A 17,816-nucleotide genomic window follows, 5' to 3' on the forward strand; every position below is an offset into this window, starting at 1 on the left:
TTTACTGCGTCAGGCTTGAGGTGCTTTGACCAACGGCAAGCCCTGCGCGAATGGCTGCAAGGGCGGCCTGGTAATACGCCTTGCCCTCCGGCGACTCAGCAAAGGTGGCGAACTCTTCCAGCTCCGGGTCGGACAAATCCCGATAGACATACAGCAGGGTATTGTTCAAATCCTTGTCGATCTGCTGCATCAGCCGCTCGCGCTGGCCATTCAACATTCCTTGCGCCTGACCGCCGCCGAGCAGGCCTGGGATCATCTGGCTCAAGCTGTCGGCCGCCACGCCAGCAATCGCCAGGCTGACCTCGGCGCCGGCCTCGCGGGCGGGCAGGGCCTGGGCCAAGTGGCCGATGATCAGGCTGCGGGTGGCATCGGCTTCAAGTTTAGGCAGACCCTGGGCGTTTTTTGCCAGTTGGTCGCGGCGCGTGGCCAGCAACTCGGCGGCGACGATCTTGCGGCCCAGGGGCGATTGGAAAAACGCCAGGGCAGGTTTCGGGTCGGGCAAGTGCTTGCGCAATTGCGCCTCGGCACGCTGGTCCATGGCCTGGGCGGCAAAGCGTTTATTGCTGTTGTCCACCAGCGCCTGGTACACCACCGGCGGCAGGCTATTGCGGTAGCGCTGCTGGGCGGCACTGAGGGCGTCATTGAAGTGCGCACGTTGTTCAGCCCAGCCGGCGACCTTGTACAACTGGTCATGGCCGTCTGCCCAGGCGGGCAAAACGCAGAACATCAACACAGAAAAAAACAAACGACGCATAAGGACTCCTGTCAGTCGGCCACTATTGTCCGTGTCGGGCGTAGGATTTGTCGAGAAGTCCTATCAGTCACCTGACTAAAGTGTATTCAGACGCTCAACGGCGCTGTCGGATTTTCAGGCGTATGGATACTATGCGCGCCATGCAAATACCCCTCGAACACCCGCTGCTGCAACGCATCGTCGACGACTTGGCCGAAAAAGGCTGGTCGCAGCAAAATGGCTTCCTGCCCCAGGCTCTGACCCTGGAGCTGGCGGCTGAGTGCCGTAAACGTGCGGCGCAAGGTGAACTGGCACCCGCAGCAGTAGGTCGTGGGCCGGCCCAGGAGATTCGCGAGGGCATTCGCGGTGACCATATCCAGTGGTTGGAGGAGGGGGACGCGCCTATCTGCGATACCTACATGGGCGTGATGGACGGCCTGCGCCTGGCGATGAATCGCAGCCTGTTCCTGGGCCTGGAAGATTTCGAAAGCCACTTCGCGATGTATCCGCCGGGCGCGTTTTACCTCAAACATGTAGACCGTTTTCGCGACGATGACCGGCGCATGGTCTCGGCGGTGATCTACTTGAACGACGCCTGGCTGCCCGAGCATGGCGGCCAACTGCGCATGTACCTCAAGGGCGGTGTCGAATACGACGTGGTGCCCACCGGGGGCTGCCTGGTGGTATTCCTGTCGGGCGAGGTGCCTCACGAAGTCCTGCCCGCTACGCGCGAACGCCTGTCCTTGACGGGCTGGTTTCGCCGGCGGGGCAACGAGCCGTTTTAAACATGGAAAAGATTCTGGTCAGCCGCTGCCTGCTCGGGCACAAGGTGCGCTATGACGGCGGGGCCAGCGGCCCGTTCGATCAACTGGCGGCGTGGCAAGCTGAAGGTCGCGTGGTTGCCATCTGCCCGGAAGTGGCGGGCGGCTTGCCCACACCGCGGCCCTCGGCCGAAATCCCAGGCGGGCAGGGCATCGACGTGTGGGAAGGCCGCGCCCAGGTGCTGACGGCCGAGGGCGAAGACTTCACCAGCGCCTTTCTCGACGGTGCCCGCCAAGCCTTGGCGCTGGTGCAACGGCATCACATCCGCATCGCCATTCTCAAGGCCAACAGCCCATCCTGCGGCAATCTGTTGACCTATGACGGCACCTTCAGCGGGGTGAAGGTCAGTGGCGAAGGCGTTACGGCTGCGCTGCTCAAACGCCATGGTGTGCAGGTGTTCAGTGAGCTGGAGTTGCCACAGGCGGCGATTGCCCTCACGCAGCTTTAAGAAGCTTAAACAGATCAAGTGTGGGAGCTGGCTTGCCTGCGATAGCGGTCTGTCAGTTACACATAAGGTGCTGATACACCGCTATCGCAGGCAAGCCAGCTCCCACATTTATTGCGCCTTGAGCCATTTCTGCGACAGCGCCTTCAACCGGCCATCGTCCTTAACCCGCTTCAACGCCCCGTTCAAACTGGTCTTGAACGCCGGGTTGCCCTTCTGGAACGGGATCGCCAATGTCGGCTTCTGGTGATAAGGCTCACTGAAATCGAAACGATCCTCAAGCTCGGCAGTCATAGCCATATGGTTAATGGCCACGTCGTACTTGCCGGTTTCCACGCCGGAAAGCAGGTCCGCGTTATCGGTGGTGATAAACGAGGAGCGCACCTCCATTTCCTTGGCCAGCAGTTCACCCAGCTCCACTTCAAAGCCGGCGAGTTTGTCGCCCTCTTTGAAATTGTACGGCGGAGTATCGGCTTCCAGGGCGATGCGCAGTTCACCGCGATCGTTGACGTCGTCAATCAGTTCGGCATGAGCCAAGGGGCTCAGAAGAGGAAGCAACAGCAACAGGCCAGGCGAAAAGCGCATGGTCACTCCTAAAGAATTCGTACAGGCGAGGCGCCGTTCAGCAACGTTTTGTTATGGTGTCGGGTGCCTTGGACCGCAATTTATCGCGAAGTTGTCATAACCCTACAGATTTCACAGAAAAACTGGAGAAGCGAATGAAAGCCCCTTTGTCCCGTGCAACGATTGCCAGCCTTTTGCTGGGTACCTCGATGTTGGCCAGTGCCGCAGACCTTCCTCGTACGCCTGCGCCTGAAGGTGCCGAAGTGTTCATCGTCTCGCCGAAAGATGGCGCCACCGTTGATAAAACCTTCACCGTCAAATTCGGCGTCAAGAAGCTGGACCTGGAACCGATCGACAAGCAAGTGCCTAACGCCGGGCACCACCACCTGTTGGTAGACCAGAAGGTGGAGTCGCTCAACGCCAATGAGGCGATCCCGGCAACGCCTACCTCGATTCACTTCGGCAAGGCGCAGACCGAAACCGAGCTGACCCTGACGCCAGGCAAGCACACCCTGCAACTGGTGGCCGGCGACAACGTGCATCGCCAGTTTGAGCCCACTGTTGCATCGAAAGTGATCACTGTTAACGTCAAATAAAAAAACGGGAGCCCTTTGCGGGGCTCCCGTTTTTATTTGTAGGAGCGAGCTTGCTCGCGAAAATCCCAAGGGCACCGCGTTTAAACAGCTTAAACGCGTCATCGTTGACGTTCTTCGCGAGCAAGCTCGCTCCTACTAGAACAACACGCGGCTACGAATAGTGCCGTTGATGTGCTGCAGCTTCTCTTGCGCCAGGTCCGAGTACTCGGCGTCGACGTCGATCACCACGTAGCCGACCTTCTCGTTGGTCTGCAGGAACTGACCGGAGATGTTGATGCCGTTTTCCGCGAAGACCTTGTTGATCTCCATCATCACGCCAGGGATGTTCTGGTGGATGTGCAGCAGACGGTGCTTGCCCGGGTGAGCCGGCAGGGCCACTTCCGGGAAGTTGACCGACGATACCGAGGTACCGTTGTCGCTGTACTTGACCAGTTTTTCCGAGACTTCCAGGCCGATGTTGGCTTGGGCTTCAGCGGTGGAGCCGCCGATGTGCGGGGTCAGGATCACGTTGTCCAGGCCACGCAGCGGGCTTTCGAAGATGTCATCGTTGGAGCGTGGCTCCACCGGGAACACGTCGATGGCAGCGCCGATCAGGTGCTTGTCCTTGATCGCGTCGGCCAGGGCATCCAGCTCGACCACGGTGCCGCGAGCGGCGTTGATCAGGATCCCGCCTTTCTTGATCGCGCGGATTTCCTTCTCACCGATCATCCACTGGGTCTCGGCCGTTTCCGGAACGTGCAGGGTGACGATGTCGGACATGCCCAGCAGCTCGGTCAGGCTGGCCACTTGGGTGGCGTTGCCCAATGGCAGCTTGGTCAGGGTGTCGTAGAAGAACACCTGCATACCCAGGCCTTCAGCCAACACCGACAGTTGCGTGCCGATCGAGCCGTAGCCGACGATGCCCAGCTTCTTGCCGCGGATTTCGAAGGAGTTGGCCGCGCTCTTGATCCAGCCGCCACGGTGGCAGGAAGCGTTCTTCTCAGGGATACCGCGCAGCAGCAGGATGGCCTCGGCCAGCACCAGCTCCGCTACGGAACGGGTGTTGGAATACGGTGCATTGAACACCGCGATGCCGCGCTCGCGCGCTGCATTGAGGTCGACCTGGTTGGTGCCGATGCAGAAACAGCCGACAGCCACGAGTTTTTTGGCGTGGTCGAAGATCTCTTCGGTCAGCTGAGTGCGGGAGCGAATGCCGATAAAGTGCGCGTCGGCGATCTTTTCCTTGAGCTGGGCTTCCGGCAGAGAACTGGTGATGTACTCAATGCTGGTGTACCCGGCGGCTTTCAGAACGTCGACAGCCGATGGGTGGACGCCTTCCAGAAGAAGGAACTTGATCTTGCTCTTATCGAGAGAAGTCTTGCTCATCTGCGTAAACCTGTATCCCGGAGAAAATTGGCAGGGAGTCGAGCAGCGCAAGCTGACCCGGACGGCAGGAAAGCCGTCACCGCAGAAACGCCCTTTGGGTCTGTCCTGCGGGGGCGGTATGCTAGCATACGCACCCCGCTAAACACCTATTCCTGCGACGTGAAGCGTTCTCAGGATGACCATGAATTGTTCGAGAGTTCTGTCGATGACCCATCCTGCCCTGATTGATGAGCTAAAGACCCTGGTTGAGCCCGGCAAAGTGCTGACCGACGCCGACTCCCTGGAGGCTTACGGCAAGGATTGGACCAAGCACTTCGCTCCCGCACCTAGCGCCATCGTGTTCCCCAAGACCACCGAGCAGGTGCAGGCCATCGTGCGGTGGGCCAATGAGCACAAGGTGGCGCTGGTGCCATCGGGCGGGCGCACCGGTCTGTCGGCCGCTGCCGTTGCCGCCAATGGTGAAGTGGTGGTGTCGTTCGACTATATGAACCAGATCCTCGACGTGAACCTCACTGACCGCACCGCCGTGTGCCAGCCGGGTGTGGTCACCAAGCAACTGCAGAACGTCGCTGAAGAAAACGGCCTGTATTATCCGGTGGACTTCGCCTCGTCCGGTTCCAGTCAGATTGGCGGCAATATCGGCACCAATGCCGGCGGAATCAAAGTGATTCGCTACGGTATGACCCGCAACTGGGTGGCCGGCATGAAGGTCGTCACCGGCAAAGGCGATGTGCTGGAGCTGAACCGCGACCTGATCAAGAACGCCACCGGCTACGACATGCGCCAGCTGTTTATCGGCGCTGAGGGCACCCTGGGCTTTGTGGTCGAAGCCACCATGCGCCTGGACCGTGCGCCAAAGAACCTCACGGCGATGGTGCTCGGCACGACTGATTTCGACTCGATCATGCCGGTGCTGCACGCCTTCCAGAGCAAGCTGGACCTGACCGCCTTCGAATTTTTTTCCGACAAGGCCCTGGCCAAAGTCCTTGGCCGTGGCGACGTGCCGGCGCCGTTCGAAACCGAGTGCCCGTTCTACGCATTGCTGGAATTTGAAGCCACCACCGAAGAAGTCGCCAACCACGCTCTGGAAACTTTCGAACATTGCGTGGAGCAGGGCTGGGTGCTGGATGGCGTGATGAGCCAGAGCGAAACCCAACTGCACAACCTGTGGAAACTGCGCGAGTACATCTCCGAAACCATTTCCCACTGGACGCCGTACAAGAACGACATCTCGGTGACCGTGTCGAAAGTGCCAGCGTTCCTGAGCGAAATTGACGCGATCGTCGGTGAACACTACCCGGACTTCGAAATCGTCTGGTTCGGCCATATCGGTGACGGCAACCTGCACCTGAACATCCTCAAGCCGGAAAACCTGAGCAAAGACGAGTTCTTTGCCAAGTGCGCCACCGTGAACAAGTGGGTATTCGAGACCGTCGCCAAGTACAACGGCTCGATCTCCGCCGAGCACGGCGTGGGCATGACCAAGCGCGATTACCTGACCTACAGCCGTTCACCGGTTGAAATCGAATACATGAAGGCCGTCAAAGCCGTGTTCGACCCTAACGGGATCATGAACCCTGGCAAGATCTTCGCTGTTTAATCGCACCTGAAGGAGTCGTTCCATGAGCTACCAGCACAAGTATGTCGACGGCACCAACATCCACTTCCCGGTGGGTAAAGTGGTGTGCATCGGGCGTAACTACGCCGAACACGCCAAGGAACTGGACAACCCGGTGCCCACCGAGCCGCTGCTGTTCATCAAGCCGGGCAGCTGCGTGGTGCCGTTGGAAGGCGGCTTTGCCATTCCGACCGAACGCGGTTCGGTGCACTACGAAGCGGAAATCGCCGTGTTGATCGGCAAGCCTTTGTCCGCCAAGCCGAGCCGGGAAGAAGTGCTGGACGCCATCTCGGGCTTCGCCCCGGCCCTGGACCTGACCCTGCGCGACAAACAGGCCGAGCTCAAAGCCAAGGGCCTGCCGTGGGAAATCGCCAAGTCTTTCGATGGCGCGGCGGTGATTGCCCCCTTCGTGGTCAGCAGTACCTTTGCAGACGTGACCGATATCGGCATTCGCCTGAGCATCAACGGTGAAGTGCGCCAGGACGGCAACAGCGCGCAGATGCTCAACCCGATTGTGCCGATGATTCAGTACATGGCGGGTTGCTTCTCCCTGCAGGCGGGCGACGTGATCCTGACCGGCACCCCGGCGGGCGTTGGCCCGTTGAATGTGGGGGATGAAGTGGTGTTGGAGCTGGCGGGTGTCAATCGCTTCGAAAGCGTTGTGCGCTAAATCACTGCCAAACTGCAATTAAACTGTGGGAGCGGGCTCGCCCGCGATGGCAGTGTGACAGTCACTGAATAGTTGACTGAACGCCCTCAATCGCGGGCAAGCCCGCTCCCACAGTTGTTTGTGTACATCTGCAGGATCCGGCGTTTTGCATTTTTTTCACACGCCATCCGGATAATTCCCTGCTCTTGCGCGCGGGGCCTTGAATCCTGTGCTATCCCCTACGGCTCACTTTCCGGAAAAGCGCTCAATGGTCGTGCCTTTGCCCACTTCGAAAACCTCGCTCCGCTCCCGCTTGTCCATGCGCTGGTATTCCTGGGTGTTCTTGGCCGGTGCCATTTTGTATGGCGTGGCCTGGGCCATGCACTGGGACGATCGCGGTCTGCTGTGGGTGCTGGAGCGTTTCGAGAGTTCGGCTGAGCGCCGGGAGAGTGTGTGGCTGCCCGACTATCACGCGGTGATCGACGCCAAGTTGCTGCCCGGTATGGAGAAGGATGAGGCTTCGGACCTGTCCTACAACCCTCAGACCAAAACCCTGTTTTCGGTGATGGGCAAGAACCCCTTCCTGGTCGAGTTGAGCCTGCAAGGCGATGTGTTGCGCAAAATGCCGCTCAACGGTTGGAACAATCCGGAAGGCGTGGCGGTGATGGAAAACGGCTTGATGGCGGTGGTCGATGAACGCGATCACAGCCTGACCGTGGTCAAGGTCGACGCCGGTACTACGGCGCTGAACAAGGCCGATTTCCCCAGCCATGACCTGGGCCCGTCCAAAGATCAGAACAAAGCCTTTGAAGCCGTCACATGGGACAAGCGCAACCAGCAGCTGGTGCTGGGCGAAGAGCGTCCGCCGGCCTTGTTTACCTGGAAAAGCGATGGCAATACGCTGACCGGCGACAAGCAAAAACTGGCCAGCACCGAACTGGATGTGCGCAACCTGTCGGCCCTGTCCATCGACCCACGTACCGGGCATTTGCTGGTGCTGTCGGCCGATTCCCACCTGCTGCTGGAACTGGATGAAACGGGCGAGCAAGTCAGCTTCATGACCTTGCTTGGCGGCTTCAATGGCCTGAAAGACACGATCCCACGTGCCGAAGGCGTGACCATGGACGAGAGCGGCAATCTGTACATGGTCAGTGAGCCAAACCTGTTCTATCGCTTTGAAAAGCAGAAATAACTGACGAATTACGTCAGAGTTTTCTTTATAAACGGCATTCGCCAGGCAGTCCGGTGCGTTTAAGTTTAAATTCAGGTGACCTTGATATCTATTCGCCAGTTTTTTCTCTGAGCCCGCCCCGATGCGTCGACTTGCCCGCCCCAAACCTGCTGTTTTTATCCTGCTGTTGCTCGCCTTGGTCGCTGCCGGGCTGGTGGCACAGCAGTTCCGTCTGTTCGAACGCGCCTGGTTCAACTGGCAGGTGTGGTACCAGCCTGCGGATGAGCGCGCGATTGGCCTGGCGGATTATCGCGTCACCCTCGAAGGCCAGGTGATCGAAGGGCTCGACGACGATGTCTCGGCCCTGACCTACGACCCCGTGCGCAAAAGCCTGTTTACTGTCACCAATAAAAACGCCGAACTGGTCGAGTTGTCGCTGGAGGGCAAGATCCTGCGGCGCATTCCGCTGGTGGGCTTTGGCGATGCCGAAGCGGTGGAATTTATCAGCGACAACATCTACGTCATCAGCGATGAGCGCCAGCAGCGCTTGATCAAAGTGCATGTGGACGATGACACCACGTTCCTCGACGCCGCCGATGCGGAGCAAATGACCCTGGGCGTGCACGTTGGCGGCAACAAAGGCTTTGAAGGGTTGGCCTACGACTCGGTGGGCAAGCGCTTGTTCGTGGCCAAGGAACGCGACCCCATGCTGATCTACGAGGTGCACGGGTTTCCCCATTTCAAGCCGGAAAAAACCTATTCGGTACATGTGATAAACAACCCCAAGCGCGATGCCGGGCTGTTTGTGCGCGACCTGTCGAGCCTGCAATACGACGAGCGCAGTGGCCATCTGTTGGCGCTGTCGGATGAGTCGTTCCTGGTCTTGGAGCTGGATATTGATGGTCGCCCTCTAAGCAGTCTGTCGTTGCTTAAAGGGCGCCATGGGCTGAGCAAGCGCGTGCCCCAGGCCGAAGGGATCGCCATGGATGACGACGGCACGCTGTACATGGTCAGCGAGCCCAACCTGTTTTACGTGTTCAAGAAACCCTGATCAGAACATCCATTGCACGCCCAGCGAATAACCGGTCTGGCTGCCTTCAGCATGCCCTAGGCGGCCATTGACCTCGGCAAACACGCCCAACTGTGGGGTGATCGCCAGTTGGCTGCCGAGTTGTGCGCGAGCGAAGCTTTTATCCACTGAGCCCAGCCTGGCGGTGCGGGCCTGGCCATCGGCGCGTGCGGTGAGTTGCAGGTCGTCCAGGCGGCCGTCGGCCAATTCCTTGACCCAGGCGATGTCGCCGTAGGGCATCAGGTTCAGGCCATAGGGCAGGGCAACAGCGCCGCGCACGCGCCAGCCGAGGCTGGCTTCCAGCGAGTCGAAAGACTGCTCTTCGTACTCCAGGGCCGTGCGCAGGTTCTGCTTTTCGTGGAACTTGTCGATGCGGTAATGGCTGTAGTCCAGGCCGGCGAACGGCCCGCTCTTGATCGCGCCAAAATCAAAGTCATAGCCACCCAGCACCCGTGCGCCCAACGCCAAGGCATCGGTGTCGCCCGTCAGTTGCTGATTGAGCAGGATCGGCCCGCCATTGGCCTGGATGACCAGGTTGCGCTTGGAGTCGAAGCGCGTGTGGCCCACGCTCAGGTCACCGGCCAGCCAGCTTGGCCCGCCATCGTTGAGCAGCGCATAGACGGCTGCCTGCCAGGTGTCGCTGTCGAGCTTGCCGCGATGCTCCAATTTGTCGCGCCCATTGAGGTAGCTGAGGCTGGCGCCGATATTCAAGCTTGAAGTCAGTTGGTAGTCGCCGAGGGCATGCAGGCCCACGCGCCGGGCTTCGGGGTTGGGGGCACTGTCGAAGCCGCTGTCCGGGTTGTATTCGCCATCCACCCCGATCTCGCCATCGAAGCTTGCGACCTCGCGGCTGGCCGCTTGCAGGGTCAGCCAGCGGCGATCATGCAGGCGCACCAGGGCCTGATGCTGGCGCTGCAGGTTGTCTTGCATATTGCGCGCAACGGCACCGCCAGAAGCGGTCGAGGCCATCAGGTCGGCGTTGGTCAGTTCCAGCACCAGGCGGCTGAGCAGGCGTGAATAGTCACGCAGGCGCTGGTCGATGCGCGCCTGGCCGAACGCATCGGTCAGCACGGCTTTGTTGTCTTCGTTCGGGTCGTGCCAGGTCGAGCCGCCGGGGATTTTCGGGTTGTCGGTCTGGGTGTAGCCGTCCAGGTCGCCCAGTTCCCAGTTGGTGGCCTCTATATAAAGGATCGGGATATTCAGCGGTTCGAACGCTTCACCATCGCTGCAGCAGCCCGTGCCCTTCGGGTACTGCGGGTCGAGGCCGGGGTTGCTGAACAAGGGAATGTTCAACTCCTTGGCGATCTGGAAGGCGTGCTCGCGCAAGGAGGCCAAGGCCGGGTTGGCGGTGCTGTTCTGGCCGGCGTGGGCATACATCATGTCGCCGGTGATCAGGCTGTCGAGGTTGATCATCGCGAGCATGTTGGCGCGCTGGCTGGCGCTGAGTGAGTCGACAAAGGCACGGGAGCCGCGCAGGCCTTCTTCTTCGGCGCCGAAGCCAACGATTTGCAGGCCATTTTCCAGTGACAGGCCGCCGAGGTTCTTCGCCACCTCGGTCAACACGCTGGCGCCGGAGCCGTTGTCATCCAGGCCTTGCAGGGTCGGGCGGCCGAAGTAAGTGTCGAAGTGCGCGCCAATCACCACGTACTGGGCCTTGATACCAGCGGCAGAGGCCACCACGTTTTGCGAAGCCCGGCTGCCGTTGTTCCAGGTGAAGTCCTGGCGGCTGAAGCTATAGGCCGTGCCCATCTGGCTCTGCATCCAGTCGGCTGCCCCGGCAAAATTTGCCGTGCCTCGATATCGGCCAGGGTAGTCGTTGATCAGTTTTTCCAGGGTGGTGTTGGCGTGCTGGCCGTAATCGTAGGCCTGGGTATGCGTGGACAGCAGCGCACCGGCAACGCTGATGGCGAAGGCTAAGGGCTTTATCACAAGGTCTTCCTTGAGGTGAGGGGGACGTTCAAGCCCAGACCCTTTGCACAATGCGCGCCTCATTCCATGGGCGGCTGCGAATTGGCGCATTGTTAAACGCGTGGGTCGCGTGGCTGTAATTTGTAACGGATTGGATACCAGGCGGGGCAGGGGATGCCGTGACAGAGCGCACGGTTTTGGCGAGGAGTGCTGCGAAAAGTAGCGTTTTTGTTACATCGCTCTAGAGTCGAGCGCTAACACATGTGGGAGCTGGCTTGCCTGCGATGGCATCGCCTCGGTATCCATTGATACGCCGAGTCGTCTGCATCGCGGGCAAGCCCGGCTCCCACAGGGTCAGGCCTTGAGGGTTTTCACGCCTTCCGGGGTGCCCAGCAGCAATACATCCGCCGGGCGCGCCGCGAACAGGCCGTTGGTGACCACGCCCACAATGGCGTTGATCTGCGTCTCAAGCTCCACCGGGTTGGTGATCTGCATATTGAACACGTCGAGGATGATGTTGCCGTTGTCGGTCAACACACCTTCGCGGTACACCGGGTCGCCGCCCAGTTTCACCAGCTCGCGGGCCACATGGCTGCGGGCCATGGGGATGACTTCCACCGGCAGTGGGAACGTGCCCAGCACGGGTACCAGCTTGCTCGCGTCGGCGATGCAAATGAAGGTCTTGGCCACGGCCGCGACAATCTTCTCGCGGGTCAGGGCCGCGCCGCCGCCTTTGATCAGGTTCAGGTGCTCGTCGCTTTCATCGGCGCCGTCGACGTAGAACTCCAGGTCGCTCACGGTGTTGAGCTCGTACACCGGAATGCCATGGCCCTTGAGGCGGGCAGCGGTGGCTTCGGAACTGGCCACGGCGCCGTCGAACGCGCCCTTGTGCTGGGCCAGTGCGTCGATGAAGCAGTTGGCGGTGGAACCGGTGCCGACACCGACGATGCTCTTGTCGTCGAGCTTAGGAAGGATTAAATCGACAGCGGCCTGGGCCACTGCCTGTTTGAGTTGATCCTGGGTCATGCGGGCTCCGGAACGGGCGGGGAATTAACGAGGGCGGCGAGTATAACCCAACAAAACCTCGGGATTCGTGTGGTCGCCCGGCCAAACGCTGGGTTAGACTCCTTGGCCCTGCCCAACCCGTGAAGTAGATGCCTGCCGATGCTTGAACACTACGTCAAAAAAATCCTCACCTCGCGTGTCTACGACATCGCCGTGGAAACCCCCTTGCAGACTGCCCGCCAGCTCTCCGAGCGGCTGGGTAACAAGATTTGGCTCAAGCGCGAAGACTTGCAGCCGGTGTTCTCGTTCAAGATTCGCGGCGCCTACAACAAGCTGACCCAGCTCAGTGCCGAAGAACGTGCGCGCGGCGTCGTCACCGCGTCGGCCGGCAACCATGCCCAGGGCCTGGCCCTGGCGGCCAAGGTGCTGGGGGTCAAGGCCACCATCGTGATGCCCAAGACCACCCCGGAGATCAAGGTCGAAGGCGTGCGCTCCCGTGGCGGCAAAGTGGTGCTGCACGGTGATTCCTTCCCGGAAGCCCTGGCCTACTCGCTCAAGCTGGTCGACGAAAAAGGCTACGTGTACATCCACCCCTACGATGATCCGCACACCATTGCCGGGCAGGGCACCGTGGCGATGGAAATCCTGCGCCAGCACCCAGGGCCTCTGGACGCGATTTTCGTACCGGTGGGCGGCGGCGGTCTGATCGCCGGGATTGCGGCGTACGTGAAATACCTGCGCCCGGAGATCAAGATCATCGGCGTGGAGCCGGACGATTCCAACTGCCTGCAAGCCGCCATGGCGGCGGGCGAGCGCGTGGTATTGCCGACCGTCGGCCTCTTTGCCGACGGCGTGGCAGTGGCGCAGATCGGCCAGCACACCTTCGACATCTGCAAGGACTATGTGGATGAAGTGATCACCGTCAGCACCGATGAAATCTGTGCGGCGATCAAGGACATCTACGACGACACCCGCTCCATCACCGAGCCGGCGGGTGCGCTGGGCGTGGCCGGGATCAAAAAGTACGTCGAGACCCGCGGTGTCAGCGGCCAGACCTTTGTCGCCATCGACTCGGGCGCCAACGTCAACTTCGACCGTTTGCGCCATGTGGCCGAGCGCGCCGAACTCGGTGAAGGTCGTGAGGCCATTATCGCCGTGACCATCCCCGAGCGGCCGGGCAGCTTCAAGGCCTTCTGCGAGGCGGTGGGCAAGCGCCAGATCACCGAATTCAATTACCGCTACCACTCCGGCAGCGAAGCGCACATTTTCGTCGGCGTGCAGACCCACCCGGAGAACGACCCGCGCAGCGCGTTGGTGGCCAGTTTGACCAGCCAGGGTTTCCCGGTGCTAGACCTTACCGAGAACGAACTGGCCAAGTTGCACATTCGCCATATGGTCGGCGGGCATGCGGCCAAAGTCAGCGACGAGTTAGTGTTTCGTTTCGAGTTTCCGGAGCGGCCGGGGGCGTTGTTCAACTTTCTCCACAAGCTCGGCGGGCGCTGGAACATCTCGATGTTCCACTACCGCAACCACGGCGCGGCTGACGGCCGAGTGGTGGCGGGCTTGCAAGTACCGGCGGACGAGCGCCACCTGGTGCCTGCCGCGCTGGCGCAAATCGGTTACCCGTACTGGGATGAAAGCGAAAACCCGGCTTACCAGCTGTTCCTCGGTTGAGCGACTACGCTGACTGAGCGGCCTATAAGGAATAGAGACCATGGAAACGCTGACCACCCTCAAGGTGATCCACATCACCGCCACCGTATTGCTGCTGCTCAGCGGCCTCGGCCTGGCCGTATTGGCGTGGCGTAAACGCAGCGCCGGCCCGGCCGCGACCGTGCAGCGCCCCTGGGCATTTGTATGGCTGCTGATGGGGATTTGCCTGGTGAGCATGCCATTCACCGGCTGGTGGCTGGTGCACCTGCTCGGCTGGCCATTGGGGCAAACCTGGATCTTGGGCTCCAGCATCCTCTACACCGTGGCGGCGCTGGCCTGGTTCTGGCTGGTGGCGCGGCTCAATCGGCTGCGCAAGGGCGAGGGCGGGAGCCTGAATTTCACCCTGGTGCTGGCGGTGGTCAGCCTGGTGGGGTTTGTGGCGATTGCAGGGCTCATGGGCGCCAAGCCTGTTTGAAACCGCGTCGCCTTCATCGCAGGCAAGCCAGCTCCCACACTTGACCGGATTCCAACATGAGAACAGGGTCAAAATGTGGGAGCTGGCTTGCCTGCGATAGCGTTGTCAGCTGCGCAGCGTAATCACCGGCCAACCCCGTTTCTGGGCCTCAGCACGAAGATTCGGATCCGGATCCACTGCCACCGGGTGCGTCACCTGCTCCAGCAACGGCAAATCATTCATCGAGTCGCTGTAGAAGTAGCTGTCTTCCAGGCTGTGCCCGGTTTCTTCCAACCAGCGGTTCAAACGTGTCACCTTGCCCTCGCGAAAGCACGGCACATCGGTGCTGCGCCCGGTATAGCGGCCATCCACCATTTCGCACTCGGTGGCGATCAGAGTCTCGACGCCCAGGCGGGCGGCAATCGGCGCGGTGACGAAGCGGTTGGTGGCGGTGATGATCACCAACTTGTCACCGGCGGCGCGGTGCTTGGCCAGCAGTTCAACGGCCTTGGGAAGCATGATGGGCTCGATGCAGTCGCGCATGTAGTCGTTGTGCCACGCGTCCAGCTGGGCCATCTCGGTGCGGCCGAGGATTTCCAGGCAGAAGTTCAAGTAGGCGGCGTTATCCAGCCGGCCGGCCAGGTAGTCCTGGTAGAACTCGTCGTTGCGGGCCTTGTAGGCTACCGCGTCGAGAATCCCGCGTTCACACAGGTAATCGCCCCAGGCGTGATCGCTGTCACCGCCCAGAAGGGTATTGTCCAAGTCGAATAAAGCCAGGCGCATTGCAGTTACTCGCTGAAAAGTCTGTAAAAAGGCGTCCAGAATACGGTCTTTTCACAAGAGTGCACATAAGGTAAGAAGCCTCGTTGCCGCTGGAACAACCTTTGTGGAACAATGCGGCGACATGCGTTTGCGAGGTTGTTGCCGTGATCGACCCCGATGGTTTCCGTCCTAATGTCGGCATTATTCTGACGAATGATGCCGGACAGGTGCTATGGGCTCGCCGAATCAACCAAGATGCCTGGCAGTTTCCTCAAGGTGGAATCAACCCCGACGAAACCCCTGAAGACGCCTTGTACCGTGAGTTGAACGAAGAAGTCGGCCTTGAGCGCGAAGATGTGCAAATTCTGGCCTGTACCCGTGGCTGGTTGCGCTATCGTTTGCCGCAACGCCTGGTGCGTACCCACAGCCAACCGCTGTGCATCGGCCAGAAGCAGAAATGGTTTCTTTTGCGCCTGATCTCCAACGAGCAGCGGGTGCGGATGGATTTGACCGGTAAACCGGAGTTCGATGGCTGGCGCTGGGTCAGCTATTGGTATCCGTTGGGCCAGGTGGTGACATTCAAGCGCGAGGTTTATCGTCGCGCTCTCAAAGAGCTTGCCCCGCGCCTTTTAGCGCGCGACTGACGACGGAGTTCGACCCCGAGCCATGCTCAATACGCTGCGCAAGATCGTCCAGGAAGTTAACTCCGCCAAGGATCTCAAGGCGGCGTTGGGGATTATTGTGTTGCGCGTCAAGGAAGCCATGGGCAGCCAGGTCTGCTCGGTTTACCTGCTGGACCCCGAGACCAACCGTTTTGTGCTGATGGCCACGGAGGGCTTGAACAAGCGCTCCATCGGCAAGGTCAGCATGGCGCCCAATGAAGGTCTGGTGGGCCTGGTGGGGACGCGTGAAGAACCCCTGAACCTCGAGAACGCGGCCGATCACCCGCGTTATCGCTACTTTGCCGAAACCGGTGAAGAGCGCTACGCCTCGTTCCTTGGCGCACCGATCATTCACCACCGCCGTGTTGTCGGCGTGTTGGTCATCCAGCAAAAAGAGCGTCGCCAGTTCGACGAAGGCGAAGAAGCCTTCCTGGTGACCATGAGCGCGCAACTGGCCGGGGTTATCGCCCACGCCGAAGCGACCGGCTCGATTCGCGGCCTGGGGCGCCAGGGCAAGGGTATCCAGGAAGCCAAGTTCGTCGGCGTACCGGGTTCGCCAGGCGCCGCGGTGGGTACCGCGGTGGTCATGCTGCCGCCAGCCGACCTCGATGTGGTGCCGGACAAGAGCGTCAGTGACATCGACGCCGAGATCAAACTGTTCAAGACCGCCCTCGAAGGCGTGCGCGCCGACATGCGCAACCTGTCGACCAAGCTGGCCACCCAGTTGCGTCCCGAAGAGCGTGCGCTGTTCGACGTGTACCAGATGATGCTCGACGACGCGTCCCTGGGTAACGAAGTCAAGACCGTGATCAAGACCGGCCAGTGGGCCCAGGGCGCGTTGCGCCAGGTGGTCACCGATCACGTCAACCGTTTCGAAATGATGGACGACGCCTACCTGCGCGAGCGGGCATCGGATGTGCGCGACCTGGGGCGCCGTCTGTTGGCGTACCTGCAGGAAGACCGCAGCACCAACATGGTCTTCCCCGATAACACCATCCTGGTCAGTGAAGAATTGACCGCCACCCAGCTTGGCGAAGTGCCTGAAGGCAAGCTGGTAGGCCTGGTCTCGGTATTGGGTTCGGGTAACTCCCACGTGGCGATCCTGGCCCGGGCCATGGGTATCCCGACGGTGATGGGCCTGGTGGACCTGCCGTACTCCAAGGTCGATGGCATCGACATGATCGTCGACGGGCATCGCGGCGAGGTGTTCACCAACCCCAGCGACGTGCTGCGCAAGCAATACGCCGAGGTGGTGGAAGAAGAGAAGCAACTGGCCCAGGGCCTGGATTCGCTGCGCGAGCTGCCGTGTGTCACCCCCGACGGCCACCGCGTACCGCTGCTGGTCAACACCGGCCTGCTGGCGGATGTAGCTCGTGCGCAACAACGCGGCGCCGAAGGGGTGGGTCTGTACCGCACCGAAGTGCCGTTCATGATCAACCAGCGTTTCCCGAGCGAGAAGGAGCAGCTGGCGATTTATCGCGAGCAATTGCAAGCCTTCCACCCGTTACCGGTGACGATGCGCAGCCTGGATATTGGCGGCGACAAGTCACTGTCCTATTTCCCGATCAAGGAAGACAACCCCTTCCTTGGCTGGCGTGGCATCCGCGTTACCCTCGACCATCCCGAAATCTTCCTCGTCCAGACCCGCGCCATGCTCAAGGCCAGCGAGGGCTTGAACAACCTGCGTATCCTGCTGCCGATGATCTCCGGCACCCATGAACTGGAAGAAGCCCTGCACCTGATCCACCGCGCCTGGGGCGAAGTGCGCGACGAAGGCGCCGATGTGCCGATGCCGCCGATTGGCGTGATGATCGAAATCCCTGCGGCGGTGTACCAGGCCAAGGAACTGGCGCGGCAGGTGGACTTCCTGTCGGTAGGCTCCAACGACCTGACCCAGTACCTGCTGGCCGTGGACCGTAACAACCCACGTGTGGCCGACCTCTACGACTACCTGCACCCGGCGGTGCTGCAAGCGCTGCAACACGTGGTGCGCGACGCCCATGCCGAAGGCAAGCCGGTGAGTATCTGCGGCGAAATGGCCGGTGACCCGGCGGCGGCGGTGCTGTTGATGGCGATGGGCTTTGACAGCCTGTCGATGAACGCCACCAACTTGCCGAAAGTGAAGTGGATGCTGCGCCAGGTGGAATTGAGCAGGGCCAAGGATTTGCTCGCCGAGTTGATGACCATCGACAACCCGCAAGTTATCCACAGCTCGCTGCAATTGGCGCTGAAAAACCTGGGGTTGACCCGGATGATCAACCCGGCCTCGGCCAAAACCCTGTAGGAGCGAGCTTCTAGCAGATCGTTCCCGCGCTCTGCGTGGGAATGCAGCCCTGGACG

General features: G+C 60.6%; 17 protein-coding genes. 11 read left to right on the forward strand and 6 right to left on the reverse strand.

Features of this window, described 5'->3' with window-relative positions:
• Nucleotide 1: 1 nt before the first annotated feature.
• Nucleotides 2–754: a DUF2059 domain-containing protein gene (locus OC445_RS06100; protein ID WP_003195224.1), complete on the reverse strand. Its 753-nt coding sequence runs from the start codon at nt 752–754 to the stop codon at nt 2–4.
• 131 nt (nt 755–885) lie between these two features.
• Here OC445_RS06100 and OC445_RS06105 point away from each other — a divergent pair, with 131 nt between their 5' ends.
• Both OC445_RS06105 and OC445_RS06110 read left to right on the forward strand, forming a co-directional pair.
• A complete protein-coding gene (locus OC445_RS06105; protein WP_054895976.1) occupies nt 886–1,518 on the forward strand; it encodes a 2OG-Fe(II) oxygenase in 633 nt (210 codons plus the stop codon).
• Between the two features lie 2 nt (nt 1,519–1,520).
• Entirely contained in the window at nt 1,521–2,003 is a 483-nt protein-coding gene (locus OC445_RS06110) for a DUF523 domain-containing protein (protein WP_034128986.1), read from the forward strand.
• A gap of 108 nt (nt 2,004–2,111) precedes the next feature.
• Here OC445_RS06110 and OC445_RS06115 read toward each other — a convergent pair whose 3' ends face one another.
• Nucleotides 2,112–2,585 carry a transporter substrate-binding domain-containing protein gene (locus OC445_RS06115; protein WP_054895975.1) on the reverse strand — a complete coding sequence of 158 codons (474 nt, stop codon included), beginning with the start codon at nt 2,583–2,585 and terminating at the stop codon, nt 2,112–2,114.
• A 134-nt stretch (nt 2,586–2,719) separates the two neighbouring features.
• Between OC445_RS06115 and OC445_RS06120 the strand changes: the two genes are divergently transcribed.
• A complete protein-coding gene (locus tag OC445_RS06120) occupies nt 2,720–3,160 on the forward strand; it encodes a DUF4399 domain-containing protein (RefSeq protein ID WP_198790969.1) in 441 nt (146 codons plus the stop codon).
• A 135-nt stretch (nt 3,161–3,295) separates the two neighbouring features.
• On the opposite strand, the gene serA is transcribed toward OC445_RS06120, so the two are convergent.
• Entirely contained in the window at nt 3,296–4,525 is a 1,230-nt protein-coding gene (gene serA / locus OC445_RS06130) for a phosphoglycerate dehydrogenase (RefSeq protein ID WP_003195214.1), read from the reverse strand.
• Nucleotides 4,526–4,730: 205 nt separating this feature from the next.
• Here serA and OC445_RS06135 point away from each other — a divergent pair, with 205 nt between their 5' ends.
• From OC445_RS06135 to OC445_RS06150, 4 genes are all read left to right on the forward strand, one after another.
• The gene (locus tag OC445_RS06135) at nt 4,731–6,125 is read left to right on the forward strand and encodes an FAD-binding oxidoreductase (RefSeq protein WP_005792341.1); all 1,395 of its coding nucleotides are present in this window, start codon (nt 4,731–4,733) and stop codon (nt 6,123–6,125) included.
• Between the two features lie 22 nt (nt 6,126–6,147).
• A complete protein-coding gene (locus OC445_RS06140; RefSeq protein WP_034128983.1) occupies nt 6,148–6,813 on the forward strand; it encodes a fumarylacetoacetate hydrolase family protein in 666 nt (221 codons plus the stop codon).
• Nucleotides 6,814–7,060: 247 nt separating this feature from the next.
• Nucleotides 7,061–7,984 (forward strand): SdiA-regulated domain-containing protein, encoded by a 924-nt coding sequence (locus tag OC445_RS06145; RefSeq protein WP_034128982.1) that lies wholly within the window; start codon nt 7,061–7,063, stop codon nt 7,982–7,984.
• A 121-nt stretch (nt 7,985–8,105) separates the two neighbouring features.
• The gene (locus OC445_RS06150) at nt 8,106–9,014 is read left to right on the forward strand and encodes an SdiA-regulated domain-containing protein (protein WP_034128981.1); all 909 of its coding nucleotides are present in this window, start codon (nt 8,106–8,108) and stop codon (nt 9,012–9,014) included.
• Here OC445_RS06150 and OC445_RS06155 read toward each other — a convergent pair whose 3' ends face one another.
• Both OC445_RS06155 and rpiA read right to left on the reverse strand, forming a co-directional pair.
• A complete protein-coding gene (locus tag OC445_RS06155; RefSeq protein WP_054895973.1) occupies nt 9,015–10,961 on the reverse strand; it encodes an autotransporter domain-containing protein in 1,947 nt (648 codons plus the stop codon). It lies immediately after the preceding gene.
• Between the two features lie 333 nt (nt 10,962–11,294).
• Nucleotides 11,295–11,966: a ribose-5-phosphate isomerase RpiA gene (gene rpiA, locus OC445_RS06160; RefSeq protein WP_003195201.1), complete on the reverse strand. Its 672-nt coding sequence runs from the start codon at nt 11,964–11,966 to the stop codon at nt 11,295–11,297.
• A gap of 138 nt (nt 11,967–12,104) precedes the next feature.
• Here rpiA and ilvA point away from each other — a divergent pair, with 138 nt between their 5' ends.
• Nucleotides 12,105–13,619 carry a threonine ammonia-lyase, biosynthetic gene (ilvA, locus tag OC445_RS06165; RefSeq protein ID WP_034128978.1) on the forward strand — a complete coding sequence of 505 codons (1,515 nt, stop codon included), beginning with the start codon at nt 12,105–12,107 and terminating at the stop codon, nt 13,617–13,619.
• A gap of 40 nt (nt 13,620–13,659) precedes the next feature.
• A complete protein-coding gene (locus tag OC445_RS06170; protein WP_014720366.1) occupies nt 13,660–14,073 on the forward strand; it encodes a DUF2269 family protein in 414 nt (137 codons plus the stop codon).
• A gap of 105 nt (nt 14,074–14,178) precedes the next feature.
• Here OC445_RS06170 and OC445_RS06175 read toward each other — a convergent pair whose 3' ends face one another.
• Nucleotides 14,179–14,835 carry an HAD family hydrolase gene (locus OC445_RS06175; RefSeq protein WP_054895972.1) on the reverse strand — a complete coding sequence of 219 codons (657 nt, stop codon included), beginning with the start codon at nt 14,833–14,835 and terminating at the stop codon, nt 14,179–14,181.
• Nucleotides 14,836–14,978: 143 nt separating this feature from the next.
• Between OC445_RS06175 and OC445_RS06180 the strand changes: the two genes are divergently transcribed.
• Both OC445_RS06180 and ptsP read left to right on the forward strand, forming a co-directional pair.
• Nucleotides 14,979–15,458, forward strand: a complete 480-nt coding sequence (locus OC445_RS06180) for an RNA pyrophosphohydrolase (protein WP_003176750.1) — start codon at nt 14,979–14,981, stop codon at nt 15,456–15,458.
• Nucleotides 15,459–15,480: 22 nt separating this feature from the next.
• Nucleotides 15,481–17,760 carry a phosphoenolpyruvate--protein phosphotransferase gene (gene ptsP, locus OC445_RS06185; protein ID WP_003195193.1) on the forward strand — a complete coding sequence of 760 codons (2,280 nt, stop codon included), beginning with the start codon at nt 15,481–15,483 and terminating at the stop codon, nt 17,758–17,760.
• The last annotated feature ends 56 nt before the right edge of the window (nt 17,761–17,816 follow it).

This window comes from Pseudomonas sp. Pse35 (assembly GCF_024519715.1).
Taxonomy (GTDB): domain Bacteria; phylum Pseudomonadota; class Gammaproteobacteria; order Pseudomonadales; family Pseudomonadaceae; genus Aquipseudomonas; species Aquipseudomonas paracarnis.

Excerpts from the sequence above, each read along its gene's own strand:
- OC445_RS06100 (WP_003195224.1), bottom strand. The coding sequence starts at position 754 with ATGCGTCGTTTGTTTTTTTCTGTGTTGATGTTCTGCGTTTTGCCCGCC.
- OC445_RS06105 (WP_054895976.1), top strand. The coding sequence starts at position 886 with ATGCGCGCCATGCAAATACCCCTCGAACACCCGCTGCTGCAACGCATC.
- OC445_RS06110 (WP_034128986.1), top strand. The coding sequence starts at position 1,521 with ATGGAAAAGATTCTGGTCAGCCGCTGCCTGCTCGGGCACAAGGTGCGC.
- OC445_RS06115 (WP_054895975.1), bottom strand. The coding sequence starts at position 2,585 with ATGCGCTTTTCGCCTGGCCTGTTGCTGTTGCTTCCTCTTCTGAGCCCC.
- OC445_RS06120 (WP_198790969.1), top strand. The coding sequence starts at position 2,720 with ATGAAAGCCCCTTTGTCCCGTGCAACGATTGCCAGCCTTTTGCTGGGT.
- serA (WP_003195214.1), bottom strand. The coding sequence starts at position 4,525 with ATGAGCAAGACTTCTCTCGATAAGAGCAAGATCAAGTTCCTTCTTCTG.
- OC445_RS06135 (WP_005792341.1), top strand. The coding sequence starts at position 4,731 with ATGACCCATCCTGCCCTGATTGATGAGCTAAAGACCCTGGTTGAGCCC.
- OC445_RS06140 (WP_034128983.1), top strand. The coding sequence starts at position 6,148 with ATGAGCTACCAGCACAAGTATGTCGACGGCACCAACATCCACTTCCCG.
- OC445_RS06145 (WP_034128982.1), top strand. The coding sequence starts at position 7,061 with ATGGTCGTGCCTTTGCCCACTTCGAAAACCTCGCTCCGCTCCCGCTTG.
- OC445_RS06150 (WP_034128981.1), top strand. The coding sequence starts at position 8,106 with ATGCGTCGACTTGCCCGCCCCAAACCTGCTGTTTTTATCCTGCTGTTG.
- rpiA (WP_003195201.1), bottom strand. The coding sequence starts at position 11,966 with ATGACCCAGGATCAACTCAAACAGGCAGTGGCCCAGGCCGCTGTCGAT.
- ilvA (WP_034128978.1), top strand. The coding sequence starts at position 12,105 with ATGCTTGAACACTACGTCAAAAAAATCCTCACCTCGCGTGTCTACGAC.
- OC445_RS06170 (WP_014720366.1), top strand. The coding sequence starts at position 13,660 with ATGGAAACGCTGACCACCCTCAAGGTGATCCACATCACCGCCACCGTA.
- OC445_RS06175 (WP_054895972.1), bottom strand. The coding sequence starts at position 14,835 with ATGCGCCTGGCTTTATTCGACTTGGACAATACCCTTCTGGGCGGTGAC.
- ptsP (WP_003195193.1), top strand. The coding sequence starts at position 15,481 with ATGCTCAATACGCTGCGCAAGATCGTCCAGGAAGTTAACTCCGCCAAG.